This window comes from Rhodococcus olei (assembly GCF_039540555.1).
Taxonomy (GTDB): Bacteria; Actinomycetota; Actinomycetes; order Mycobacteriales; family Mycobacteriaceae; genus Rhodococcus_G; species Rhodococcus_G olei.
In genome coordinates this window covers 84180-109363 of record NZ_BAABFB010000059.1, presented here as the reverse complement: position 1 = coordinate 109363, position 25184 = coordinate 84180, and the positions used below count along the sequence as shown (strand labels likewise).

Below are 25184 nucleotides of genomic sequence, written 5' to 3'. Positions count from 1 at the left end.
GTTTTGGTCGTGATTGACCTCAAGTTCCTGCGGGAAAACCCCGACGCCGTCCGCCAGTCGCAGCGCATGCGGGGCGAGGATCCCGCGCTGGTCGACTCCCTGCTCGCCGCCGACGAGGCACGCCGCGCCGCGGTGTTGGCCGGCGACAACCTGCGGGCCGAGCAGAAGACGCTCGGCAAGAAGGTAGGGCAGGCGTCCCCGGAGGAGCGGCCCGCGCTGCTCGCCGGTGCCAAGGAGCTGGCGCAGCGGGTCAAGGATGCCGAGGCGGCGCAGCACGAGGCCGACGCGGCGCTCGAGGCGGCGCAGCGCGCGATCTCGAACATCGTCCAGGACGGCGCCCCGGCCGGCGGCGAGGACGACTTCATCACCCTCGACACCGTCGGGGAACTGCCGACGTTCGACTTCGAGCCGAGGGACCACCTCGAGCTCAGCGAGGCGCTGGGCCTGATCGACATGGAACGCGGCGCGAAGGTGTCGGGCGCCCGCTTCTACTTCCTGACCGGGTTCGGTGCGCTGCTGCAGCTCGGTCTGCTGCAGCTGGCCGCGCAGAAGGCCACCGCGAACGGGTTCACCCTGATGATCCCGCCGGTGCTGGTGCGGCCGGAGATCATGCAGGGCACCGGGTTCCTCGGCCAGCACTCGGAGGAGGTGTACCACCTCGAGCAGGACGACCTGTACCTGGTCGGCACGTCGGAGGTCCCCCTCGCCGGGTACCACTCCGGCGAGATCCTGGACCTGAGCGCCGGGCCGAAGCGGTACGCGGGCTGGTCGTCGTGCTTCCGGCGCGAGGCAGGCAGCCACGGCAAGGACACCCGCGGCATCATCCGCGTGCACCAGTTCGACAAGGTCGAGATGTTCACCTACTGCAAGCCCGAGGACGCCGACGCCGAACACCGGCGTCTGCTCGCGTGGGAGCGGGAGATGCTCGCCGCGATCGAGGTGCCGTACCGCGTCATCGACGTCGCCGGTGGCGACCTCGGCTCGTCGGCGGCCCGCAAGTTCGACTGCGAGGCGTGGGTGCCGACGCAGCAGCGGTACCGCGAGCTGTCGTCGACGTCGAACTGCACCACCTTCCAGGCCCGCCGCCTCGGTGTCCGGTACCGCGACGAGAACGGCAAGCCGCAGATCGCCGCGACGCTCAACGGCACCCTCGCCACCACCCGCTGGATCGTCGCGATCCTCGAGAACCACCAGCAGGCCGACGGCTCCGTGACCGTGCCCGTGGCCCTGCAGCCGTTCGTCGGGACGGACGTGCTGCGCGCCCCGTGAGTCGCCCGCCTCTGCCGTCCTCACGCCAGGCCCGCCTCCGAAGGATCGGGTGCGACGCCGGGACGCCGACCCGCGGTGCGATGGGGTAGGCGCGTCCTCCCGTGTGGCCGCCGGCTACCGGGTCGTCGTCCCGTCCCACAACGCGAGATAGTCCTCCCGGCCGAACAGTCCGGCGGCGTCGACGGCGGTCGGATGCCCGGCTCGGGGGTCGGCACCGGCCGCGGCCAGCACCCGCACCACGTCCTCCTCGCCCTTGAAGATCGCTCCGGCGACCGGGGACTGGCCGCGGTTGTTGAGCCGGTCCACGTCGGCGCCGCGGTCGATCAGCACCTGTACCGCGGGGGCGTGCCCGTGGTAGGCGGCGAGCATGACGAGGGTGTCGCCGGAGCCGTTGGTGAGGTTCACCGGGACACCGGCGTCCAGATAGGCGGTGAGGGTGTCGGCGTCGCCCGCGCGGGCGGCGTCGAACACGCGCTGCGCGATCTCCTGCAGTCGCGGATCGATCGGGTCGTCGGTCATGCCGTCCGACGCTACCGCCCCTTCCCGAATGACCCGTTCATTCGGTCGAACCGAGTGAACGGGCCGTTCCGGAAGGCCCGGGGGGATCAGCGGGGGCGCAGCACGTCCGTCCGGCGCACTGCCGGCCGGTGGGCGCCCGGCCGCACTTCTCGAATCGTCCCGCTCAGCCCTGCCGGGCGGAGCGGCGGGCGAGGTTCTCCTCGACCTCCCGCTGCCACGACGCGACCGGCTTGGTGGTGTCGAGTTCGAACTCGAACCGGTCGGTCATGTCGGGGGTGACGTCGGCGGCGTCGACGTAGAACTGCTGGTACCAGCGGCGCAGCTGGTAGACCGGGCCGTCCTCCTCGCACAGCAGCGGGTTGTCGATCCGCGTCTTGGTGCGCCAGATCTCCACGTCCTGCTCGAAGCCCTTGTTGATGAAGGTGCTCATGCCGTCGGCCAGCTTCGCGGCGGCCCCGGGGTCGAGGTGCTCGGAGTACCTCACGATCACGCCGTAGGTGAGGACGAAGGTGTCCGCGTCGATCGGGTAGTGGCAGTTGAGCAGGACGGCTTCGGTGTCGAAACCGTCGTAGTGGTAGGTCAACTCGTCGATCATGAACGCCGGGCCGTAGTACGCGGCGGCGGACGAGTTGCCGAGCACACGCGGTTCGCCGGGCCTGGCGGGCGGCCGGATGTCGTCGCGCGCAACACCGTTCATGTACTGCGCGGCGACGTGCCCCTCGAAGACGTTGCGGAAGAACGTCGGGAACGAACCGTGCACGTAGAAGAAGTGCGCCATGTCGACGTTGTTGTCGATCAGTTCCCGCACGTTGGTGTGGACGACGGTCTGCTTGAAACCCTTCCAGTCGGTCCAGTCGTCGGCCAGCGCACCGGGGATGCGCGGCGGTGTCACCTCGGCCGGCGGCGGGTTGCCCTCCGGGTCGTGGTAGACGAACAGCAGGCCGTCCTGGTCGAGGACCGGCCAGGTGCGGGTGCGGGCCAGCGGCGGGACGCGGCGGGCGTACGGGATGCCGGTGCACTTGCCGTTGCCGCCCCAGCGCCAGTCGTGGAACGGGCAGGCGACCGAATCGCCCTTGACGGTGCCCTGGCTGAGGTCGCCGCCCATGTGCCGGCAGTACGCGTCCAGGACGTTCAGCTTGCCCTCGCTGTCGGCGAAGACGACGAGCTTGGTTCCGAAGGCGTTGACGGGGTGCGGGTTTCCGTCGTTGAAGTCTCGGGACAGGCCGATGCAGTGCCAGCCGCGCGCGAACCGCTGCGGAACCGCTCCGCCGTCGATCTCGCGAATCTCGTCGCCATCATTCGTCACGGTGGTCATCGTGTCGTCCCCTCCCGGTCGGCCGTCGTCCTGGTCGGCCCAGTGAGCCAGAAACGGACCGGCTCGTGGCGGCCCGTCCCGCTCGGTGAGACGACGGCCACACCCGGAGCCCTCGTCGAGCCCGACCGCGACGAACCTTCGGGGAGGTGCCTCAGATCTTCGTGGTGCGGAGTTCGTGGCCCTTCGACGTCTTGCAGCGGCCGGACTCGAGATCCCACTGCCAGCCGTGCAGGTTGCAGGTCAGGGTGGTGCCGTCGACGACACCGAACTTCGACAGGTCGGCCTTCAGGTGCGGGCAGCGGCGCTGGATCTCGTAGCCGCCCACCTCGATCGAGGCCGAGTCGTCGTGCGCCTCCGCGAACCAGCCGTCGGCGTAGGCGATGCGCTCGTCGGTCAGACACTTGAAGAACGTGTAGAGGAATTCGTTGTAGCCGCCGACCCGCCACGCCTGGAATCGGGTGGACAGGAAGATGGTGTTCACCCAGTCCGGTTCGTCGTCCCGCAGCACCGTGCGCACCAGTTCCGGTGCGATGCGGAAACCGTAGCGGTACTTGCCGTCTCCCTCGATCGGCTCCCGCACGGTGCGGTTCGGGAAGTCCAGGACGACGGTCTCGTCACCCATCACCAGACCGACCGGGTAGCCGATGCCGTCGCAGATCAGATCGGACTGGGCCATGATCGGCTCGAACTTCGCCCGGAGCGGTCCGAGCAGCGGCTCGCCCTCCGCCGGCGCCCACGTCGCCTTCTCCGCGGCGATGACGGGCGCCATCCGCTGTGCCATGTCCTCGATGTAGGCGGCCTTGTCCGAGAAGATCCGCTCCACGTCGGCGTCCGGGATCGGGTGCGTCAGCGTCGCCTTCTCGCCGTGGACGTCCACCGTCGAACCGGGGATCATCAGCAGTCCGCCGTCGTTGCCGTGGATCCGCATCTGCTCGAGGAAGACGATCTGGTCCGGGAAGATGTTGCCCTCGTCGCCGTGATCGTCGTTGAGGTCGCGCAGCGCGTCGTCGAGGAACACCGGCGGGCCCGCGGACGGCACCACCCAGGTGGCGTCGACCTGGTCGATGTAGCTGCGGCAGCGGTCCATGCCGCGCTGACGCTTCTGCTTGCCGAAGTTGCGCTTGGTGCCGGCCGGGATGTCGTAGACCATCGGGTACCAGATGGCGCCCGAGTACTGCAGCAGGTGGATGTCGACCTTGCCGAACGCCTCGTGCAGCACGTCCATGTCGACCGGGCGGGCGTCGTTCATGTTGAAGCAGGTGGTCTCCCCGTCGGAGACGACGAGACCGGAGTCGCCGATCGGGCCGTCCGCGGGGGCGCGCAGCGCGATGATCATGACGTCCAGGTCGCCCTTGGGGCCGGTCACGGTGTGCCTGACCGAGTCCTGCGTCTCGAAGAACTTCGAGAAGCCGAGCTTCTCGAGTTCGCGCCGCAGGTCCGGCACCGGGTAGTCCGGCAGCAGCACCGTCGCGTCCTTGTTGACGTGCTTGGTCAGCGTCTCGGGGTCGAAGTGGTCCTTGTGCAGGTGCGAGACGTACAGGTAGTCGACGTCACCGAGAGCGTCCCAGTCCAGGCCCGTGTTGTCGGGGAACGGGAACCACGACGCGAAGTAGGCCGGGTTCACCCACGGGTCGCAGAGGATCGACCCCGCCTCGGTCTGAATGTGGAATCCGGCGTGTCCGACGCTCGTGACCTGCACTTCGACTGCCTCCTCGGGTGTGCGACGCCTACCAGGGTAGGGGGTCGCGCGGACCGGGCGAGAACTCGCGCGCAGGCGGTGTGGGCACGCGCACACTAGGCTGGCCGCCGTGGAACCCTTCTACAGAACGATCATCGGTGTCGCCCGCACGCTGTTCTTCGCCGAAGGGCTGAAGTTCACCATCAGCGGGTCCGAGCACCTTCCCGCGTCGGGTGGTGCGGTGATCGCGATCAACCACACCGGCTACATGGACTTCACCTATGCGGGCATCCCGGTGCGGGACGTGAAGCGCTACGTGCGGTTCATGGCGAAGAAGGAGGTCTTCGACAACAAGATCTCCGGCCCGATGATGCGGACGATGCGGCACATCCCGGTGGACCGGTCGGCGGGCGCCGATTCGTACCGGGCCGCGGTCGACGCGCTGCGCGGCGGCGAGCTGGTCGGGGTGTTCCCGGAGGCGACGATCAGCCGCAGCTTCGAGCTCAAGGCGTTCAAGTCGGGCGCGGCGCGGATGGCGATCGAGGCCGGGGTGCCGATCATCCCGATGGTGATCTGGGGTTCGCAGCGGGTGTGGACGAAGGGGTACCCGAAACGCTTGGGGCGCACCAACACTCCGATCTCCATTGCCGTCGGGGCGCCGATCGCGGCGGTCGAGCCCGCGGACGAGCTGACCGCGACGGTGCACACGACGATGGAGACGATGCTGCACTCGCTGCAGGAGGGCTACGAGCACCCCGCCGGCGCCTTCTGGGTGCCCGCCCGGCTCGGCGGCGGCGCGCCGACACTCGAGCAGGCCAACCGGTTGGACGCCGAGGAGGCGCAGGCCAAGGCCGCCCGCCGGGCCGCGGCCGCCGGGGACGGCGCCTGAGGTGACCCGATCGGGTCGGCGGCTGCTGCTGCTCGCGGGCGCCGGTGTCGTCACCGCGGGTGCACTGGTGGCGGTCGGGGCGATGGCGGTGGTCGCCTCTGCCGCCGCGGGGCGCGTCCACGACCTCGCCGAGGCCCCGGAGGCCCCGGTCGTGATCGTGCTCGGGGCGAAGGTGCAGGACGGCAGACCGATGTCGTTCCTGGCGGGCCGTCTCGACGTCGGGGCTGCGCTGCTGCGCGACGGCAAGGCCCGTGCGGTGCTGGTGTCCGGGGACGCCAACGGCACGTCCGGCAACGAGATCGCGGCGATGACCGAGTACCTGGTGGGCAAGGGTGTCGCGCGTGAGCTGATCGTCGGTGACGACCACGGACTCGACACCTACGACACCTGTGTCCGTGCGGCGCAGACGTTCGGGGTGCGACGGGCGCTGATCGTCAGCCAGGACCCGCACGTGACCCGGGCCGTCGCGCTGTGCCGGCACGCCGGTATCGACGCGGACGGGGTCCGCGGGGACTGCGACTGCCGCACCGTCACCGTTGCCCGCAACACCGCCCGCGAGTGGCTGGCGCGGCCGAAGGCGGTGTTCGACATGATGTCGAACCGCCCCCCGAAGGTGACCACTCCGGCGACCGACGCGCTCGAGCGTGCTTTGTCGCGAACATCCGAATAGTTCTGAATCGCAACGTAATTCACGACATGGTTCGGGGACGCCGACCGTGCGGTCCGTTCGAGGGTGCGTCACACTGGCCGCGTGGTGATGCGCAGACGGCAGTTCCTCACGGGCTTGGCGGCCGGGGCCTTGCTCGCGGCGGGGTGTGCCCCGTCCGAGGCCTCGGTGGCCGGACGCGCGGTGCCCGACCCGTCCGCGGTGACGCCCCCGGTGCCCGCGCCGCCCCCGTTGGGAGTGGCGCTCCCGCAGGCGCGGCGGGTGCCCGTGCCGCCCGGGACGCTGACCGCGCTGCCGGGGTCGGGCACGAACCTGGCGCTGACGGTGGACGACGGCACCGACCCCGCCGTCGTCGGCGCCTACATCCAGTTCGCGCGCGACACCGGCGCTCGGTTCACGTTCTTCGTCACCGCCGTCTACGACGCATGGACCGTGCACCGCGACGCGCTGCGGCCCCTGGTCGACTCCGGTCAGATCCAGTTGGCGAACCACACCTGGGACCACCCGGACCTGACCAAGCTGTCCGCGTCCCGGGTCGCCGACCAGTTGCGGCGCACCCGCGACTTCCTGACGAACCACTACGGCGTCGACGGCACTCCGTACTTCCGCCCGCCGTACGGGTTTCACAACGCGGCGGTCGACGCCGCTGCCGCGGATCTCGGCTACACCGTGCCGACACTGTGGTACGGGTCGCTGTCGGATTCGACGCTCATCACCGAGGACTACCTGCTCGAATGCGCCCGCAAGTACTTCACCCCGCAGGCTCTGGTGATCGGGCACGCGAACCATCCGCCGGTGACACACGTGTACCCGCAGCTGGCGGACGTCATCCGGCAGCGCGGGTTGTCGATGGTGACACTCGACGACGTGTTCACGCGCGCCCACTGACCCCGGTGCCCGCGGGCGCCGCCTCGCCGGGTGCGGCAAGATGGGTGCAGTGCAGGATCACCGCCACGTCAAACCCGAACTGATCGCCAGCGACGTCGACGGCACCCTCATCGACGACGACGAACGGATCAGCAACCGCACCCGCACCGCCGTCCACGCCGCGATCGCGGACGGGGTCCCGTTCGTCCTCGCCACCGGCCGCCCGCCGCGGTGGATCGGGCCGGTCGTCGACGGCCTCGGGTACGCGCCGCTGGCCGTGTGCGCGAACGGGGCCGTCATCTACGACAGCGACGCCGACCGGGTGCTGCGCGCGGAGACCCTGTCCATCGACACCCTCACCTGGGTCGCCGACCTGGCCGAGTCCGCGCTGCCCGGTGTCGGGCTCGCCGCGGAACGGGTCGGCGCCAGCGCCCACGACGCCGCGACCGCGCAGTTCGTCAGCTCGCCCGGCTACCAGCACGCGTGGCTGAACCCGGACAACACCGAGGTGTCCGCGGACGACGTGCTCGCACACCCCGCGGTCAAGCTGCTGATCCGGTTGCCCGGCATCGCGAGCTCCCACATGATCGACCGGCTCGCGCCGCTCGTCGGCGACAAGGTCGACCTCACCTACTCGACGAACAACGGGCTGGTCGAGGTCTCGGCACCGGGGGTGACGAAGGCATCGGGGCTGGCGGTGCTCGCCGAGCACCTCGGGATCACCGACTCGGCGATCCTCGCGTTCGGCGACATGCCGAACGACGTCCCGATGCTCACGATGGCCCGGCACGGTGTCGCGGTCGCCAACGCGCACGACGCCGCGATCGCGGCTGCGGACGAGGTCACCGCGTCCAACACCGACGACGGTGTCGCCCGGATCCTCGAACGCTGGTGGAACTGAGCGCGGCGTGAACGACGGTGGGTGCCCTCCATCCGGAGGGCACCCACCGTCGTTGCCGGTCGGTCAGCCGGCCGGGGCGGGCGCCGGAACGGGAGCCTCCGCGGGTGCCGATGCGGGTGCCTGCGGGTCGGCGGGCGCCGGGTTGCCGGGGGCGACGGGCGCCGAGACGTCCGCGGGCGGGTTCTCGTACGCCTTCGCGTAGGCGTCGGTGTACGCCTTGAGCACCGTGGTCACCACGCCGGTGACCTCGTTGAAGATCAACGACCCCTGTTCGAAGTCGGCGCGCTTGCCGTCCGGCACCGAGTATTCGTCGCCGATCGGCAGGCCGAGCGAACCGGTGTCCATTCCGCTCTGCTGCCAGGCCTCGTAGATCTTGCCGAGCACCGTCCACACGCCGCCGTTCGGGGACGTGGCGATCGCGCCGTGGGCGAACTTGGCCAGCGTGTTGCCCGCCTTCGCCGGCAGCAGGCCGGTCAGGGCCGCGCCGAGCCGGCCGGTGTCGCCGCCCTCGGCGATCCACTTCTGCGCGATCGGGGACTGGTCGGTGATCTTCAGGATCTGGTCGACCAGCGCGGCCACCGAACTCGTCGAGCCGCTGTCCGGGAGCACGCCCGCTCCGGCGGCCGGGGGAGCCGGTGCGTCCGGTTTCGCCGGAGCCGCCGCGAGCATCCCGGACCCGAGCGACCCGCCGCCGTAGTTCGCCTTCGCGATCGCCCGGATCTCGCCCATCCGCGCGTACGCCGCGTCACCCGGGCAGCTCGTGTTGCCGACGTCGCGGTGCGCGAAGATGATCGGCAGGTCGACGGCCTCGCCCTGTGCGTACGGGGTGAACTCGGTGCCCTCCGACCACATCGTGGTGCGCCCGGTCGGATCGAGTCCGGCCTTGGCCAGACGCCAGCCGAGGAACCTGCCGACCGCGTCGATCGCCGGCTGCGGCGGCGTCGCGGTCGAGAAGTCGCCCATCATCGCGATACCGAAGGTGTTCTCGTTGAAGCCACCCGCGTGCGCGCCCTGCACGTTGCGGTCCAGGCCGCCTGCGCGTCCCTCGAAGATCTGGCCGTAGCGGTCGACCAGGGCGTTGTAGCCGATGTCGCACCAGCCCAGCGTCTGCGCGTGGTAGGCGTAGATCGAGCGGACGATCTCCGCGGACTCGGCGCGGGTGTAGTCGTTGCTGCCGGCGGTGTGGTGCACCGTCGCGCCGCCGAGCGAGTCGTCGTAGGTCGGCTCCTCGCAGCGCAGCGACTCGTCGGCACCCCACTGGGCGCGGGTGATGACCTTCGGTCCCGTGCCGCCGATCGGGGCCGCGATGTCGGACAGTGAGGCGTCGACGTTCCCGGATCCGGGTGCGATCAGCACTGCGCTGACCGCGTCCGCGAGCTGCTTCGCCGGGTCCTGACCGCGCAGCGGGCTGCTGACGGCGGCGGGGGCGAACGGGATCGGCGCCTTCGCCGGATCGGTCGGCGTCAGCACGTTCGGCAGGGCCGGTGCGGGATCCGCGGCGCCGCTCGCGGGCAGGCCGGCGAACGCCTGGGCGGCCTGGGTCACCAGAACCTGTACCGCGGTCGTGTTCCCGACGTACACCGGTTCGGTGCCGGTCTTGCCGCCGGTGGTCCGGTCGTTCTTGCGGGAGTCGGTCTGCTCGGTGGCGAACCACGGGCCCCACGATCCGTCGGCCAGCTTGGCGCGGACCTTCGCCGCGGTCGCACCGACCTCGGACGTCAACGCGACCATGCTGAACGGGGTGTCCCGGGTGATCTCCTTGACCACCGTGCCCAGCTCCTGCTCGGGCGTCGGTGCCGGCGCGGTCGGGGCGACCGGCTGTGCCACGTCCGACGGTGGCGACGGCAGCAGTTCGGTCGGCAGCTTGATCGTGTCCGGGAGGGTGATGCCCTCGGGCAGCGGAAGTCCTTGCGGGACGGGGATCTCCGTCGGTAGCGGCAGCTTCTTCAGATCCGACAGGCGCAGGTCCGGCAGGTCGAGGCCGGTCAGTTCCTTGACCGGGATCACGATGTCGGGGACCTGGGCGAGCGCGATCTCGGCGATCCCGGTGGGGATCGCGACCGGGGACGACTCGGCTGTCGAGCGGACTCCGGCGGTGCTGGTGACGCCCCAGACTGCGAACGGGGTGGCGATGGCCACGGCGGCGACCGTCCCCAGGACGATCGACGGCTTCGGTCGACGGTGCGGCAAGACGGCTCCCTCGGTTGCTCATGGACGTACGTGGTGCGCTGGCTGTCCGGACGCCGTGCGCCCTGCCCAAATTGTTACAAGTGGTGCCAATGTGTCAGATGTTGCTAACGCCGGACACTCTTGCAACACTAGCCACACATTGCCTAAGCCTCAACTTTAGATTGAGACTTTGCGCGAGGCTCGGACACCGGCCCCGAACGTGGCCGGAATCCGTGCGAAGACTGCCGTCGACGAGGAGACCGGACATGGCGAAACTCCGTCGCACACCATTCGAGCGAGGCCGTACCGACCGTGGTGGACGCATGTCCCCGACCCGGCGTGCAATCGCACTGGGGGTCGCGCCGGTCCTGCTGGTCGGGGTGGCGGTCGGTGTCGCGGCGATCGACGCCGGCGAGTCCGCCGTCGCCCCGGTCGTCGCCTCGGACGCCCCGTTCACCCTCTCCGGGCACGGTCACGGACACGGCCGGGGGATGGGCCAGTGGGGCGCCTACGGGTACGCCAAGAACGAGGGATGGTCCGCCGAGCGCATCGTCGCCCACTACTACGGCGGCACCGACCTCGGCGAGGTCACCGGCAAGCGCCTCGGCGTCCGGCTCGTCGGTCTCGACGGCAAGGGGCTGAACGTCGTCTCGGACGCCGGTGCCCGTGTCGCGGGCCGCGACGTCGGACCGGGTGAGGCCGTGCACCTGACCGCGACCCCGGGCGGCGGCGCCGGCGTGGTCGTGACCAAGGGGTGCGACGGCGAGGTGCTCTGGCAGGCTGCGACCGACCACCCGTGGGTCGACCCGATCGACCTCGCCACGGACCGGCCGGTCGATCAGCTTCTGAAACTCTGCGGGGGCGGCGCGTTCCGCGGATCGCTCGGTGTCGCGCTCGAGGGCACCGCACCCCGGGTGCTGAACCACCTCGACATCGAGGACTACCTGCTCGGTGTGGTGCCGGTCGAGGCGAAGGCCGACTGGGCCGACAGCGGCGGCAAGGAGGCGCTGCGCGCCCAGGCGATCGCGGCGCGGTCCTACGCGGCCGCCGAGCACCGCTATCCCTACGCGGAGACCTGCGACACCCAGGACTGTCAGGTGTACGCCGGCGCGAGCCGGGAGGATCCTCGCACCACCGAGGCGGTCCGGACCACGGCCGGGAAGGTCGTGACGAAGGACGGCAAGCCGGTGGCGGCCGAATTCTCCTCGTCCACAGGCGGATACACCTCCGGTGGGGTCTTCCCGGCCGTCGAGGACCTCGGAGACGCGCTGTCCCCGACACACGACTGGACGCAGACGCTGACCGCCGGCGACATCGCGAAGGCGTTCGGCGTGGGCGAGCTGCGGTCGATCGCGGTCGTCGGCCGCAACAACCTCGGTGTCGACGGCGGCCGCGTCACCGAGCTCGAGGTCACCGGGACCGGCGGCACGGCGCGGGTGTCCGGAATGGAGGCGCGCACCAAGCTCGGCATCAAGTCGGACTGGTTCACGGTCACCGAGGGCCTGGTGCCCGGGGGCGGGCCGAGCCCGGCGCCCGCGCCGGACCTGCGTGCCGAGCCGGCCCCCGGCGAGCAGCCCGTCGCGCCCACCGAGATCGAACGGAAGTACGCCGAGATCGGCGGTGCCACAGGCGTTCTGGGCAAGCCGATCGGGCCCGAGATGTCGATGCCCGACGAGGTCGGCAAGTTCCGGATGTTCGAGGGCGGGGCGATCGTCTGGACCCCGGGCCTCGGTGCTCAGGTCATCGACGCCAGCGTCGTGCTCTCCGAACTGCCCGGCACCGGCAGCGCCGGCTGACGGTCGACTCGTGACGCACCCGGCCCACCCGGCGGTGGGCCGGGTCCGTCACGTCGCGCAGCGAGAACGTCCCCGGCGGCGGGCACTCATGCGGCCGGGGCGACCACCCGGCCGGCGTGCAGCACCAGTAGCCGTTCGGGGTGGTTCGGCTGCCACGGCGCACCCAGGAACGTCTTGTCCAGGTGGCAGTGACCGTCGACGAACGCCGGGAGGACCAGCGCCCCACCGAAGTGCAGCGCGTTGTCGTGGAGTCCCGGAGCCGGCGCGGAGTCCGGTCGGCGATCGTCGACCGAGGCGATCCGGCCGTCCGCAGGGTCAGGTCCACCCGCCGCCCGTCGGGCAGAACGACGTCGAGCAGGGCATCGGGCACCGAGACCGCCGGTGAGCCGTTCTGCTGCATGGGAATTCCCTTCCCGCGTGCCCGCACGTCACGCGTGTTCCGGATCGGGCGTGGGGCGCGGTCCGTGGACCGTGCGCGGCATCGGTCTCATCGACCCGCGGCGGCGTGGCGGCGGAACGGCGCGAGTGCCTCGTCGCCCAGGTGCGGGCCCGAGACGGTGACCGCCGCGTCGCCGGCAGCGACGACCTCGGCGCAGCGCAGGGTGAATCGTGGGTGGCCACCGATGACGGCGGTGAATTCCGGCTCGGCGGCGGCGAAAACGATGCGGGGGATCCCGGCCCAGACGACGGCCGCGCTGCACATGGGACAGGGTTCGCCGCTGGCATGGATGGTCGCGCCGGCGAGTTCGGCTCCGTGTCCGGCCTCGATCGCGGCCGTGATCGCGACGAGTTCGGCGTGGGCCGTGACGACGCCGGTGCTGTTCGCCTCGTTGCCGCCCTCGGCGATCGTGGCTCCCTCGGCGGTGACGATGACGGCGCCGAACGGTCGGTTGCCGCCGTCGCCGGCGCGTTCGGCGAGCGAGATCGCCTGCCGGAGATGTGTTTCGTCGCCCGTGACCACGCCGCTTCTCCACCCTGAGATCGCTCGCCTGTTGACGACCTCACGATGCCCGCCGCTTTCACGCTTTCAATAGAGTCCAAGATCGACTTTCCATCACCTCGACAGGGCGCATCCATGGCACAGCCGTGGCGGCGCCGGATCCGTACCCGGGGGAGGGTCGGCCCGTCGACCGTCGGGGTCACGAGTACCGAGCCACGAGATCGTCGTAGAGGTCGTCGCGGATCAGTTCCCCCCGACCGGCGTCGACGGCAGCCCGGTACAGCGATGCACGGTCCCTGTCCCGCAGCACGGCGGCCCGGGCGGCATCGCCGTCCGGCATCGCCGTCAGGCGCCGTTCGATCGCGGCGAGGACGTCCGCGAGCTCCACATCACCCTTCATGTCGCTCGTGATGCCCGCGTGCGTGGCGGCGCAAACGTCTCCCGCGGTGGGGTCGTGACGTGCGCCGCGGGGCGCCGGGACGGCATTCGGTCCGCGACGCGCCCGGGTGTTGACAGATGTTTGAATCTGTCTCAATCTCGACACATGACGACGACAATGTCCGACAAGGTGGCCTACGTTCCGCCGTCGGGGGAGACCTGGCGTGACCCGTTCGGCATGTACCGGGCCCTGCGGGACCACGAACCGGTGCACCACGTGGTCCCCGACCATGCGCCGCAGGACGACTACTGGGTGCTCACCCGGCACGCCGACGTGTTCGCCGCCGCGCGCGACCACGAGACCTTCTCGTCCGCCGACGGGCTGACCACCAGCTACGGGGAACTCGAAAAGATCGGGCTGCGCGACAACCCGCCGCTGGTGATGCAGGACCCGCCGCAGCACACCGACTTCCGCAAGCTCGTCGCCCGTGGGTTCACGCCGCGCCAGGTCGAGGCGGTCGAGCCGGCGGTGCGCGAGTTCGTCGTCGAGCGCATCGAGGGATTGCGGTCGGTGGGCGAGGGCGACATTGTCACCGAGCTGTTCAAGCCGCTGCCGAGCATGGTCGTCGCGCACTATCTCGGGGTCCCGGAGGAGGACCGCGGCCGGTTCGACGGCTGGACCGAGGCGATCGTCGCGGCCAACGCCAGCGGCGACCCGCTCGAGGCGGCCAACGCGGTCGGCGAACTGATGGGGTACTTCGGCGAGCTGATCGCCCGCAGGCACGCCGAGTCCGCGACCGGCGAGCTCGGCGACGACACCATCTCGCACCTGGTGGCGGCCGGGATGGGTGCCGACGGCGACATCTCCGGCATGCTGTCGATCCTCGGCTTCGCGTTCACGATGGTCACCGGCGGAAACGACACGACCACCGGCATGCTCGGCGGGTCGTCCGCCCTGCTCACCCTGCATCGTGACCAGCGGGCGCTGCTGCTCGAGGACCCGTCCCGGATCCCCGACGCGGTCGAGGAACTGCTGCGGCTGACCTCGCCGGTCCAGGGCCTGGCCCGCACCACCACCCGGGACGTCACGATCGAGGGGGTCACGATCCCGGCGGGTCGAAAGACGTTGCTGGTCTACGGATCCGCGAACCGGGACCAGAGGTTCTTCGGTGACGACGCGGAGGAGTTGAACGTGCTGCGCTCGCCGCGCCAGATCATGACCTTCAGTCACGGCAGCCACCACTGTCTCGGGGCCGCGGCCGCCCGCATGCAGGCCCGGGTCGCGCTCGAGGAACTGCTCGCCCGCTGCCCCGACTTCGAGGTGGACGTCGACGGCATCACCTATGCCCCCGGCAACTACGTCCGCAGGCCGACGCACGTCCCGTTCCGGGTGCGTTCGTGACCTGGTTGCGGGACGAGAAGTCCGAGGCCGCGGCCGAGAAGATCCTCGACGCGGCCGCGGACCTGTTCGTCGAGCGCGGGGTCGCGACCACCGGGATGGGCGAGATCGCGAAGGCGGCCGGATGTTCCCGCGCCACCCTCTACCGCTACTTCGACAGCCGCCGTGCCCTGCACCGGGCGTTCGTGCACCGGGAGGCGTTGCGGCTCGGGGAACGAGTGGCCGCGGAGGTCGCGGCGATCGCCGACCCGGCGCAGCGGATCACCGAGGCGATCCTGGCCTCGGTGCGCCGGGTGCGCGAAACCCCGACTCTCGCAGTGTGGTTCGGAGTCGGCGACGCGGGCATAGCGTCCGAACTGGCCGGCACGTCCGAGGTGATCGAGGTCCTCGGTGCGACGTTCCTGGCCGACGCGGCCGGCGGTGACCCGGCGCAGTCGTCGGGGCAGGCGCGCTGGGTGGTGCGGGTGATCGTCTCGCTGCTGACGGTCCCCGGCGCCGACGACGCCGACGAGCGCGACACCGTCGAGCGGTTCGTGGTGCCGGTACTGGTACCGGGTGCGCTCGTGGGCCCGCCGGAGACCCGTCGCGGTGCGGGCGCCGGCGACGCGGGGAGGGCGTGACGCGCGCACGTTCCGCGCCGCCGTTCGCGACCGGCCGTGGCTCCGGGTCGATTCCGGAGCCGTCAGGCGATCGTGCCGAACGCCTGACCGAGCCCGTAGGTCACCGCCATCGCGAGGGCGCCGCCGAGCACCACGCGCACGACGGCGCGGCCGCGGTTCGAGCCACCGAGCCGGGCGCTGATGCTGCCCGTCAGCGCCAACGCGACGAGGACCGTGACGAACGTGACCGGGATCCGGGCCGTCGCCGGCGTCGCGAGGATCGCGATCAGCGGCAGCAGCGCGCCGATCGTGAACGACACCGCCGACGACCCGGCCGCCTGCCACGGGTTGGTCAGGTCGTGGGGGTCGATGCCGAGCTCGGCCTCCGCGTGGGCGGCGAACGCGTCGTGCGCGGTCAGCTCCTCGGCCACCGTGCGGGCGGTCGAGGGGGACAGCCCCTTCTTCTGGTAGATGTCCACCAGCTCCTGGAGTTCCGCGTCCGGGATCTCCCGTAGCTCGGCCCGTTCCTTCGCCAGCAGCGCCTTCTCGGTGTCGCGCTGCGTGCTCACCGACACGTACTCGCCGAGGGCCATCGACACCGCGCCCGCCGCGAGCCCGGCGATCCCGGCGGTCAGGATCGGGCCGCGGTCGACCGTCGCGGCCGCGACACCGACCACCAGGCCGGCCGTCGAGACGATCCCGTCGTTGGCGCCGAGCACCCCGGCCCGCAGCCAGTTCAGTTTCGAGTACAGCCCCTGCGCGTGCGGTTCCTGGTCGTGTGACGTACCGGGTTGCTCCTGGACCGATCCCATGACGCAGACGCTAACGCCGGGCGCCGTGGTCCACCAGGAATGCAAGCCTGACCGAACCAGGCGCGGCCCGCCCTTGACATTGACGCAACGTCAACCTGCAGGCTCGTTGTCATGAACGAATGGTCGATCCAGGACCTGGCCCGTGTGGCCGGTGTCACGAGCCGCACCCTGCGCCACTACGGCGACCGCGGCCTGCTGGAGCCGAGCCGGATCGGCGCGAACGGCTACCGCTACTACGACGAGGACGCCCTCGTCCGGCTGCAGCGGATCCTGCTGCTGCGGGACCTGGGACTCGGACTGGCCGCGATCGCCGACGTCCTCGACGGCCAGCGCGACACCGTCGCGGCCCTGCGTACCCATCTCGATCTGCTCGAACGCGAGCGGGACCGTCTCGGCCGGCAGATCGCGTCCGTCCGCACGACCCTGCAGAAGACACAGAACGGAGAACCACTGATGGCGAACGACGTGTTCGACGGATTCGACCACACCGAACACAAGGAGGAGGTCGAGCGGCGCTGGGGCACGGAGGCGTACGCCCGCAGTGATCGCTGGTGGACGTCGATGTCCGACGGCGAACGCGGCGACTGGCGTGCGCGCACCGCCCGGCTCGGCGCCGACTGGACCGCGGCCGCGGCCTCCGGGGTCGCCCCCGACGGCCCGGCGGCCCGGGACCTGGCCCGCCGGCACGTCGAGTGGTTGTCCTCGGTGCCCGGCACCCCCGGCGCCCCCGGCGCCGGCGGCGAGCCCGCCCGCGAGTACGTGCTCGGCCTCGCGGACATGTACGTGCAGGACGAGCGGTTCGCCGCCAACTACGGCGGGCGGGCCGGCGCCGAGTTCGTCCGGAATGCCCTTCGTGCCTACCTGCGGTAGGCCGGGTCGTGCCGGTGCCTGTGGTGTGGGACCGAACACCCCACACCACGCACGAACGGCGCGGCCACCCGGTTCCGATACCCTGGTTGCCCGTGACCTCCGTATCCCCAGGCTCTGTGACCCCCGGCCAGTACGACCTGATCATCGTCGGATCCGGATTCTTCGGACTGACGGTCGCCGAGCGCGCGGCCACCCAGCTGGGCAAGCGGGTGCTCGTGCTCGACCGGCGCCACCACATCGGCGGCAACGCGTACTCGGAGGCCGAGCCCGAGACCGGGATCGAGGTCCACCAGTACGGCGCCCACCTGTTCCACACCTCGAACAAGCGGGTCTGGGACTACGTCACCCAGTTCACCGAGTTCACCGGCTACCAGCACCGCGTGTTCGCGATGCACAACGGCCAGTCCTACCAGTTCCCGATGGGCCTGGGCCTGGTCTCCCAGTTCTTCGGCCGGTACTTCACGCCCGACGAGGCGCGTGCGCTGATCGCCGAGCAGTCCGCCGAGATCGACACCAAGGACGCGGCCAACCTCGAGGAGAAGGCGATCTCCCTGATCGGCCGCCCCCTCTACGAGGCGTTCGTCCGCGACTACACGGCCAAGCAGTGGCAGACCGACCCGAAGAACCTGCCCGCAGGCAACATCACCCGCCTCCCGGTGCGCTACACGTTCGACAACCGCTACTTCAACGACACCTACGAGGGCCTGCCCGTCGACGGTTACACCGCCTGGCTCGAGAACATGGCCAAGGACCCGAAGATCGAGGTCCGTCTGAACACGGACTGGTTCGACGTCCGGGGCGAGCTGCGCGCCGCCAGCCCGGACGCCCCGGTCGTCTACACCGGCCCCCTGGACCGGTACTTCGACTACGCCGACGGCGAGCTCGGCTGGCGCACCCTCGACTTCGAGACCGAGGTGCTCCCGACCGGTGACTTCCAGGGCACCCCGGTGATGAACTACAACGACGCGGACGTCCCGTACACCCGCATCCACGAGTTCCGGCACTTCCACCCGGAGCGCGAGTACCCGTCGGACAAGACGGTGATCATGCGGGAGTTCTCCCGGTTCGCGGAGTCCACCGACGAGCCGTACTACCCGATCAACACCCCCGACGACCGGACCAAGCTCGAGGCGTACCGGGCGCGCGCGAAGGCCGAGACCGAGAGCGCGAAGGTGCTCTTCGGCGGCCGTCTCGGCACCTACCAGTACCTCGACATGCACATGGCGATCGCGAGTGCGCTGAGCATGTTCGACAACCAGCTGGTTCCCCACTTCGATGCCGGTGCCCCGCTCGGCGGGAACGGCGCATGAGCGCCCGCCACCTGCTCGAGGCGGACGACACCGCCGTCGCGCCCGAGTCGCGGGGCAGGGCGCTGCTGCAGCGGGTGATCCTGCCGCGGGCCGGCGAGCCACTGGACGTGCGCACGCTGTACCTGGAGGAGTCGCCGACCAACGCCCGGCGCGCCCATGCCCTCTCGCGCACCTCCCTGGCCCTCGGCGCCGAGTCCGAGGTGTCGATGTGCAGCTACTTCAACGCGTTCCCGGCGAGCTACTGGCGGCGCTGGACCGTCCTGACGTCGGTGGTGCTGCGGCTGGAGCTGTCCGGGCACGGCCGCGTCGACGTGTACCGCTCCAAGGCGGACTCGTCGCGAATCCATGTGGAGGGCAAGGAGTTCGAGGACGGCGACGCCGCCATCGAGTTCGAGGTCGAACTGGCGCCGTTCGAGGACGGCGGCTGGATCTGGTTCGACGTCACCACCGACACCGAGGTCGTGCTCGAGTCCGCCGGCTGGTACGCCCCGGTCGAGGCGCCGGGCTCCGGACGCGTCGCGGTCGGCATCCCGACCTTCAACCGGCCCACCGACTGTGTCAAGGCGCTGACCGCGCTCGGCTCGGACCCGCTGGTGCTCGGCGTGATCGACGCCGTCGTCATCCCGGACCAGGGCACCCGCAAGGTCCGCGACGAGCCCGGCTTCGCCGAGGCCGCCGCCGTGCTGGGGGACCGGCTCGCGATCCACGACCAGGCCAACCTCGGCGGTTCCGGCGGCTACAGCCGGGTCATGTACGAGGCGCTGAAGACCACCGACTGCGAACACATCCTGTTCATGGACGACGACATCGAGATCGAGCCCGACTCGATCCTGCGGGCGCTGGCGATGTCCCGGTTCGCGAAGACCCCGATGCTGGTCGGCGGGCAGATGCTCAACCTGCAGGAACGCAGTCACCTGCACACGATGGGCGAGGTCGTCGACCGGTCGATCTTCATGTGGTCCGCCGCCCCGAACGTCGAGTACGACCACGACTTCTCCAAGTACCCGCTCAGCGACCGGGAGAACTCGAAGCTGCTGCACCGGCGCATCGACGTCGACTTCAACGGCTGGTGGATGTGCATGATCCCGCGCGTCGTCGCGGAGGAGATCGGCCAGCCGCTACCGCTGTTCATCAAGTGGGACGACGCCGAGTACGGCCTGCGGGCCCGCGCCGCCGGCTACCCGACGGTGACCATGCCCGGCGCCGCGATCTGGCACATGGCCTGGTCCGACAAGGACGATGCGATCGACTGGCAGGCCTACTTCCACCTGCGCAACCGGCTCGTCGTGGCGTCGCTGCACATGCCCGGAAACGGTCGCGGCATGGTCGTCAACACAGTCAAGGCGACGCTCAAGCACCTGCTGTGCCTCGAGTACTCCACCGTCGCGATCCAGAACCAGGCGATCCGCGACTTCCTCGGCGGCCCCGAGCACATCTTCGACCTGCTGCCGACCGCGCTCGGCGAGGTCCACGCGATGCGCCGGGAGTACCCGGACGCGGTGGTGCTCCGGTCCTCCACCGAGTTGCCGCTGCCGTCCGGCGCCGGGGTCGGTGCGGTCGGCGAGCCCCGTGGGCCCCTCGCCAAGGTGGTGCGCCTCGGAAAGGGCTTGGTGCACAACGTCACCCCCGCGAAGGACGAGCACCACGAGCGGCCGCAGCTGAACGTCCCGACGCTGGACGCGCGCTGGTTCCTGCTCTCCCAGGTGGACGGGGTCACCGTGACCACCGCGGACGGCCGCGGCGTCGTCTATCGCAAGCGCGACCCCCGGCAGGCGTGGGCGCTGCTGAAGGAGGCGATGCGGCTGCGCCGCGAGCTGGCCCGGCGGTTCCCCGACCTCAAACGCGAGTACGCCGCCGCGGTGCCGGCGCTGACCAGCAAGGAGAGGTGGGAGCGTGTCTTCGGCATCTGAGGTCGGGATCCTCAACCGGGTCCAGTCCACGATCGGTGCGAACCCCGGGGTGGTCAAGGCCGCCCGCGGCATGTCGCACTTCGGCGAGCACGCCCTCGGCTGGGTCGCCGTCGCCGGGGTCGGGGCCGCACTGGACCGTCCCCGCCGCCGCCAGTGGGCCGGTGTCGCGGTCGGCGCCGTCGGCGCGCACGCCGCGTCGATCGTCATCAAGCGCGTCGTGCGACGTCCCCGCCCGAACGACCCCTCGGTGCAGGTCAACGTGTCGACGCCGAGCAAACTGAGCTTCCCGTCCTCGCACGCGACGTCGACTACGGCAGCCGCGGTGCTGCTCGGTCGCCTGACCGGGCTACCCTTGCCCGCGATGTTGGTGCCCCCGATGCTGCTCTCGCGGCTCGTCCTGGGTGTCCACTACCCGACCGACGTGCTCGCCGGATCCGCCCTGGGAGCCGCCTCGGCCGCAGTGGTGCTGCGTGTCGAACGGAAGTTTGGAGAAGCATGAGCGAGGAAGCGACGATCGTCTCGGCGCCGCCGAGGAACCTGGCCGAGGGCATCGTAAAGGCCGTCCGCCCGCGGCAGTGGGTCAAGAACGTCCTGGTGCTCGCCGCCCCGCTCGCCGCGGGCTCCGTCACCGAGGTCGACGTCCTGCTGCCCGTCGGCCTCGCCTTCGTGGTGTTCTGCATGGCCGCCTCCGGCATCTACCTCGTCAACGACGCGATGGACGTCGAGGCCGACCGCGCGCATCCGACCAAGCGGTTCCGGCCGATCGCCGCCGGCGTGCTGCCGGTGAACCTCGCCTACGGGATGGCCCTCGTGCTGCTCGTCGGCTCGATCGGCCTCTCGTTCGTCGCGAACTGGCAGCTCGCGCTCGTGATGGCCGTCTACATCGGCATCCAGCTGGCGTACTGCTTCGGGCTCAAGCATCAGGCCGTGCTCGACATCTGCATCGTCTCGTCCGGCTTCCTGCTGCGTGCGATCGCCGGTGGTGTCGCCGCCGACATCCCGCTGTCGCAGTGGTTCCTGCTGATCATGGCGTTCGGCTCGCTGTTCATGGCGGCGGGCAAGCGCTACGCCGAGCTGAAGATCGCCGAGTCGACGGGCGCGAAGATCCGCAAGGCGCTGGAGTACTACACGGCCACCTACCTGCGGTTCGTGTGGACCCTGTCCGCGACGGCCGTCGTGATCTGTTACGGACTCTGGGCGTTCGAGCGCGACCAGGCCACCGGGTCGAACTGGTTCGCGATCTCGATGATTCCGTTCACGATCGCGATCCTGCGCTACGCGGTGGACGTCGACGGCGGCGAGGCGGGGGAGCCGGAAGAGATCGCGCTGGGGGACCGCGTGCTCCAACTCCTCGCGATCGCGTGGATCGGAGTTGTGGGTGTCGCTGTCTACATCGCCTGACACGACCCCCGCCGAGGACACCGTCGCGCCCGCGCCGGCGCCGACGGAGACCGTCCCGGCGCCGGTCGCGCGGCTGGTGTACCTCGGCGGTGTCGTGCTCACCGCCGCCCTGTTCCTGTGGGGGGCCTGGCAGCGCCGTTGGATCGCCGACGACGGCCTGATCGTGCTGCGCACGGTCCGCAACCTGCTCGCCGGCAACGGGCCGGTGTTCAACGCGGGCGAACGCGTCGAGGCGAACACCAGCACCCTGTGGACCTACCTGATCTACGCCTTCGGCTGGCTGACCCACATCCGCCTCGAATACGTCGTGCTGACGGTGGCGCTGGTGCTCTCCGTCGCGGCGATCGTGCTCGCGATGCTCGGCGCCGGCACCCTGTGGCGCGGCGGCGACCGGGCCGGCACGGCCGGCACGCTGCTGCTGCCCGCGGGCGCGCTCGCCTACATCGCGGTCCCCCCGGCCCGCGACTTCGCCACCTCCGGCCTGGAGAGCTGCCTGGTCATCTTCTGGATCGCGCTGCTGTGGCTGCTGCTGGTGCAGTGGGCGCAGCGGACGCCGTCGACCTCCCGGGTGCTCGTGCTGGCGTTCATCGCCGGACTCGGCCCGCTCGTCCGCCCCGAGATGGTCGTGCTCGCGGCCCTGGTGCTGCTGCTGATCTTCCTGTCACCGGGCTCCTGGCGACTGCGGGTGGCGATCGTCGCGGTCGCGGGTGCGGTCCCGGTCGGCTACCAGATCTGGCGGATGGGCTACTACGGGCTGCCCTACCCCAACACCGCGGTGTCCAAGGACGCCGGTGGTGCCAAGTGGTCGCAGGGCCTGACCTACCTGTGGAACCTGGTCGGCCCCTACTGGCTGTGGCTGCCGCTGGTGGTCGTCGGCGGGTACGTGGGCTGGCTCGCGTACCGGCGCAGCGGCATCGGGCTGCCCGGTGACCGGGCCGGCGCCACCGGCGCCGCACGGCTGCACAGCCCGGCCGCGGTGGTGTTGTTGTTCCTCGGAACCGGTGTCCTGCTCGGGATCTACTCGGTCCGCGTGGGTGGCGACTTCATGCACGGCCGGGTGCTGCTTCCGGTCCTGTTCTGTCTGATCCTGCCGATCGCTGTGCTGCCGGTCCGGGTACCGCGCCGCGACGAGTGGGGCCGCACACCCGCAACCGCGATGTTCGCCGCCGGTTCGCTGGCCTGGCTGGCGACGATCGTCTGGGCGGTCCTGGCGTCGACCGCGCAGGGCATGCCGAACGGCACGGTCGTCGGCAAGTCGGGCATCGTCGACGAACGCAACTTCTACGTCCTCAACACCGGCCACGCTCATCCGATCCGTGCCGAGGACTACCTCGACTACCCGCGGATGCGCGCGATGGTCGAGACGATCGCGAACACCCCGGACGGTGGGCTGTTGCTGCCCGCGGCCTACTACACCTACTGGGACCTGGTGCCGCCGCCGGCGCCGATCCCCGAGGGCGGCGCCGGGCACACCGTGTACTTCCTGAATCTCGGCATGACCAGCATGAACGTCGGCCTCGACGTGAAGGTCGTCGACCAGATGGGCCTGGCCTACCCGCTCGCCGCGCACACCGAACGGCTCGGGGACGGCCGGATCGGGCACGACAAGGCCCTCTATCCGGACTGGGTGGTGGCCGACACCGGCATGGTCGACCGGCACCCGTGGCTGCCCTGGTATCTCGACGAGAACTGGGTCGAGCAGGCGCAGGTGGCGCTGGGTTGCCCGGATACCCAGGAGTTGCTGGCCTCGTCGCGGGGCGAGCTGACGCGGCCGCTGTTCATCCGCAACCTCAAGCGCGCGTTCCATTACGCCGGGTACCGGATCGACCGGGTGCCGGCCTACGAGATCCAGCGATGCGGGCTCGAGATGCCGCCGGAACGGCCGCGGTAGCGCAGCTCACATGGCACAAACATCACGAACGTGTAACGCTCGTTGCCTGACAGCGATTAACACTACGTGTTCGCCTCGGCAGTCGAGCCTCGCATCAGCACGATCGGGGGCCGGGGCACCGGTTGTCAGGCCACACGCGTTCGCATACAGTCCTGCGAGCGCAGTGTGACCTTGATTCGTTCCACTGCCGCTCCCGCGTGCGCGGGGTCGGCAGAGCCGTGGCCTAGTGCCAGACTTCCGGGCCGCTTCGGCGGGCACCGCAGGACAGAAAGAGAGCAATATTCATGCGTCTAGGCAGACCGAGGATCGCCAACCTCAAGCGACGTCTCCTCGGCCTCTCGGCCGCAGCGCTCGTGCTGCCCGTCACCGCAGGTATTGCGGGTGCCGCTGCCGCCGGCGCCGCGCCGATCACGCATCGTGCGCCGTCGGGTGGCTACGAAGAGGTGATGGTCCCCTCCTCGATGGGTCCGATCAAGGTCCAGATCCAGTGGGCCAAGCGTGGCGGCGACGCGGCGCTGTACCTGCTCGACGGCCTCCGCGCACGTGACGACCGCAACGCCTGGTCGTTCGAGACCAACGCGCTCGAGCAGTACGCGAACGACAACGTCACCCTCGTGATGCCGGTCGGCGGCCAGTCCTCCTTCTACAGCGACTGGATGGCGCCGTCGAACTTCAACGGCCAGAAGCTCACCTACAAGTGGGAGAGCTTCCTGACCGAGGAGCTCCCGGACTACCTGGCGACCCGCGGCGTCTCGCGGAGCAACAACGGTGTGCTCGGTCTCTCGATGGGTGGCTCGGCGGCGCTGACGCTGGCGGCCTACCACCGCGACCAGTTCAAGTTCGCCGGCTCGCTGTCGGGGTACCTGAACATCTCGGCGCCGGGCATGCGTGAGGCGATCCGCGTCGCGATGCTCGATGCCGGCCGCTTCAACGTCGACTCGATGTGGGGTCCGCCGTGGAGCAAGGCGTGGCTGCGCAACGACCCGTTCGTCTTCGCGCCGCAGCTCAAGGGCCTGTCGATGTACATCTCGGCGGCCAGCGGTCTGCCCGGCGAGTACGACCACCCGCGCGCGCCGATCGACTACTACAACACCGGTAACGCGATGGGCCTCGAGGCGCTGTCCCTGGTGAACACCCGCGCCTTCCAGGTGCGGATGGCCTCCCTGGGCATCCCGGCGACGTTCGACTTCCCGTCCAACGGCACCCACTCGTGGCCGTACTGGTCGGCGGAGCTGTTCAAGGCCCGCAATCAGATCCTGGACACCCTGAACGCCTGGTGACCGGATTGACCACCGCATGACGACGATGCCGTCCCACCCGCCCAGCCGGCGGCGTGGGGCGGCATCGCTCGTTCGAAGCAAGCAGAGGTAACAAATCGCCGCGTGCCGCAGCGCGTCACAGGCGTCTCATCTGACCGACGTGTACAAATGAGAATCACGAGCGCTCAGGCGTCACAGCGCGGAGTCGGGGACTGCCGACAGCAGCCGGGTCCCGCGAGAACCGGCCGGACACCAGAAAGAGAGTCACCGTCACATGCGACCAGCATCGAGGAAGTTTGGTCTGGGCCTCGGGGGGAGCACCCGCGGTGGCCGACGCGGCCGCGC

General features: G+C 70.4%; 22 protein-coding genes. 15 read left to right on the top strand and 7 right to left on the bottom strand.

Features of this window, described 5'->3' with window-relative positions; genetic code table 11:
• Positions 1-9 precede the first annotated feature (9 nt).
• The gene (gene serS, locus ABD951_RS18760) at positions 10-1269 is read left to right on the top strand and encodes a serine--tRNA ligase (RefSeq protein ID WP_345348343.1); all 1260 of its coding nucleotides are present in this window, start codon (positions 10-12) and stop codon (positions 1267-1269) included.
• Between the two features lie 114 nt (positions 1270-1383).
• On the opposite strand, the gene ABD951_RS18755 is transcribed toward serS, so the two are convergent.
• From ABD951_RS18755 to ABD951_RS18745, 3 genes are all read right to left on the bottom strand, one after another.
• Positions 1384-1788 (bottom strand): ankyrin repeat domain-containing protein, encoded by a 405-nt coding sequence (locus tag ABD951_RS18755; protein WP_345348340.1) that lies wholly within the window; start codon positions 1786-1788, stop codon positions 1384-1386.
• A 163-nt stretch (positions 1789-1951) separates the two neighbouring features.
• Positions 1952-3103 (bottom strand): 3-ketosteroid-9-alpha-monooxygenase, oxygenase component, encoded by a 1152-nt coding sequence (locus ABD951_RS18750; RefSeq protein WP_345348337.1) that lies wholly within the window; start codon positions 3101-3103, stop codon positions 1952-1954.
• A gap of 151 nt (positions 3104-3254) precedes the next feature.
• Complete coding sequence (locus ABD951_RS18745) at positions 3255-4802, bottom strand: Rieske 2Fe-2S domain-containing protein (RefSeq protein WP_345348334.1); 1548 nt, start codon at positions 4800-4802, stop codon at positions 3255-3257.
• Between the two features lie 109 nt (positions 4803-4911).
• On the opposite strand from ABD951_RS18745, the gene ABD951_RS18740 reads away from it, so the two are divergent.
• From ABD951_RS18740 to ABD951_RS18725, 4 genes are all read left to right on the top strand, one after another.
• Entirely contained in the window at positions 4912-5670 is a 759-nt protein-coding gene (locus tag ABD951_RS18740) for a lysophospholipid acyltransferase family protein (protein ID WP_345348331.1), read from the top strand.
• A 1-nt stretch (position 5671) separates the two neighbouring features.
• Positions 5672-6340: a SanA/YdcF family protein gene (locus ABD951_RS18735; RefSeq protein ID WP_345348328.1), complete on the top strand. Its 669-nt coding sequence runs from the start codon at positions 5672-5674 to the stop codon at positions 6338-6340.
• 87 nt (positions 6341-6427) lie between these two features.
• Positions 6428-7225: a polysaccharide deacetylase family protein gene (locus ABD951_RS18730; protein ID WP_345349003.1), complete on the top strand. Its 798-nt coding sequence runs from the start codon at positions 6428-6430 to the stop codon at positions 7223-7225.
• 40 nt (positions 7226-7265) lie between these two features.
• The gene (locus ABD951_RS18725; protein ID WP_345348325.1) at positions 7266-8105 is read left to right on the top strand and encodes an HAD family hydrolase; all 840 of its coding nucleotides are present in this window, start codon (positions 7266-7268) and stop codon (positions 8103-8105) included.
• Between the two features lie 63 nt (positions 8106-8168).
• Here ABD951_RS18725 and ABD951_RS18720 read toward each other — a convergent pair whose 3' ends face one another.
• Entirely contained in the window at positions 8169-10295 is a 2127-nt protein-coding gene (locus ABD951_RS18720; protein WP_345348322.1) for an N-acetylmuramoyl-L-alanine amidase, read from the bottom strand.
• Between the two features lie 302 nt (positions 10296-10597).
• On the opposite strand from ABD951_RS18720, the gene ABD951_RS18715 reads away from it, so the two are divergent.
• Positions 10598-12070, top strand: a complete 1473-nt coding sequence (locus ABD951_RS18715; RefSeq protein WP_345348319.1) for a SpoIID/LytB domain-containing protein — start codon at positions 10598-10600, stop codon at positions 12068-12070.
• Positions 12071-12557: 487 nt separating this feature from the next.
• On the opposite strand, the gene ABD951_RS18710 is transcribed toward ABD951_RS18715, so the two are convergent.
• Positions 12558-13031, bottom strand: a complete 474-nt coding sequence (locus tag ABD951_RS18710; RefSeq protein ID WP_345348316.1) for a nucleoside deaminase — start codon at positions 13029-13031, stop codon at positions 12558-12560.
• A 178-nt stretch (positions 13032-13209) separates the two neighbouring features.
• Positions 13210-13410, bottom strand: a complete 201-nt coding sequence (locus tag ABD951_RS18705; protein ID WP_345348313.1) for a hypothetical protein — start codon at positions 13408-13410, stop codon at positions 13210-13212.
• Between the two features lie 144 nt (positions 13411-13554).
• On the opposite strand from ABD951_RS18705, the gene ABD951_RS18700 reads away from it, so the two are divergent.
• Complete coding sequence (locus tag ABD951_RS18700; protein WP_345348311.1) at positions 13555-14790, top strand: cytochrome P450; 1236 nt, start codon at positions 13555-13557, stop codon at positions 14788-14790.
• Positions 14787-15407 (top strand): TetR/AcrR family transcriptional regulator, encoded by a 621-nt coding sequence (locus ABD951_RS18695; protein ID WP_345348308.1) that lies wholly within the window; start codon positions 14787-14789, stop codon positions 15405-15407. The genes ABD951_RS18700 and ABD951_RS18695 overlap by 4 nt, the downstream gene beginning before the upstream one ends.
• A 62-nt stretch (positions 15408-15469) precedes the next feature.
• Here the strand turns inward: ABD951_RS18695 and ABD951_RS18690 are convergent, their stop codons facing one another.
• A complete protein-coding gene (locus tag ABD951_RS18690) occupies positions 15470-16198 on the bottom strand; it encodes a VIT1/CCC1 transporter family protein (protein ID WP_345348305.1) in 729 nt (242 codons plus the stop codon).
• Positions 16199-16309: 111 nt separating this feature from the next.
• Between ABD951_RS18690 and ABD951_RS18685 the strand changes: the two genes are divergently transcribed.
• The 7 genes from ABD951_RS18685 (at position 16310) to ABD951_RS18655 (ending at position 24860) form a co-directional block, all read left to right on the top strand.
• The gene (locus tag ABD951_RS18685) at positions 16310-17068 is read left to right on the top strand and encodes a MerR family transcriptional regulator (protein ID WP_345348302.1); all 759 of its coding nucleotides are present in this window, start codon (positions 16310-16312) and stop codon (positions 17066-17068) included.
• A 92-nt stretch (positions 17069-17160) separates the two neighbouring features.
• The gene (gene glf, locus ABD951_RS18680; RefSeq protein ID WP_345348299.1) at positions 17161-18378 is read left to right on the top strand and encodes a UDP-galactopyranose mutase; all 1218 of its coding nucleotides are present in this window, start codon (positions 17161-17163) and stop codon (positions 18376-18378) included.
• A complete protein-coding gene (locus ABD951_RS18675) occupies positions 18375-20288 on the top strand; it encodes a glycosyltransferase (RefSeq protein WP_345348296.1) in 1914 nt (637 codons plus the stop codon). The genes glf and ABD951_RS18675 overlap by 4 nt, the downstream gene beginning before the upstream one ends.
• Positions 20272-20787, top strand: a complete 516-nt coding sequence (locus ABD951_RS18670; RefSeq protein WP_345348293.1) for a phosphatase PAP2 family protein — start codon at positions 20272-20274, stop codon at positions 20785-20787. Before ABD951_RS18675 ends, ABD951_RS18670 begins: the two co-directional genes overlap by 17 nt.
• A complete protein-coding gene (locus ABD951_RS18665; RefSeq protein WP_345348290.1) occupies positions 20784-21689 on the top strand; it encodes a decaprenyl-phosphate phosphoribosyltransferase in 906 nt (301 codons plus the stop codon). Before ABD951_RS18670 ends, ABD951_RS18665 begins: the two co-directional genes overlap by 4 nt.
• A complete protein-coding gene (locus ABD951_RS18660) occupies positions 21667-23580 on the top strand; it encodes an arabinofuranosyltransferase AftB family protein (protein ID WP_345348287.1) in 1914 nt (637 codons plus the stop codon). Before ABD951_RS18665 ends, ABD951_RS18660 begins: the two co-directional genes overlap by 23 nt.
• Positions 23581-23864: 284 nt before the next feature.
• Complete coding sequence (locus tag ABD951_RS18655) at positions 23865-24860, top strand: alpha/beta hydrolase (protein ID WP_345348284.1); 996 nt, start codon at positions 23865-23867, stop codon at positions 24858-24860.
• Positions 24861-25184 lie beyond the last annotated feature (324 nt).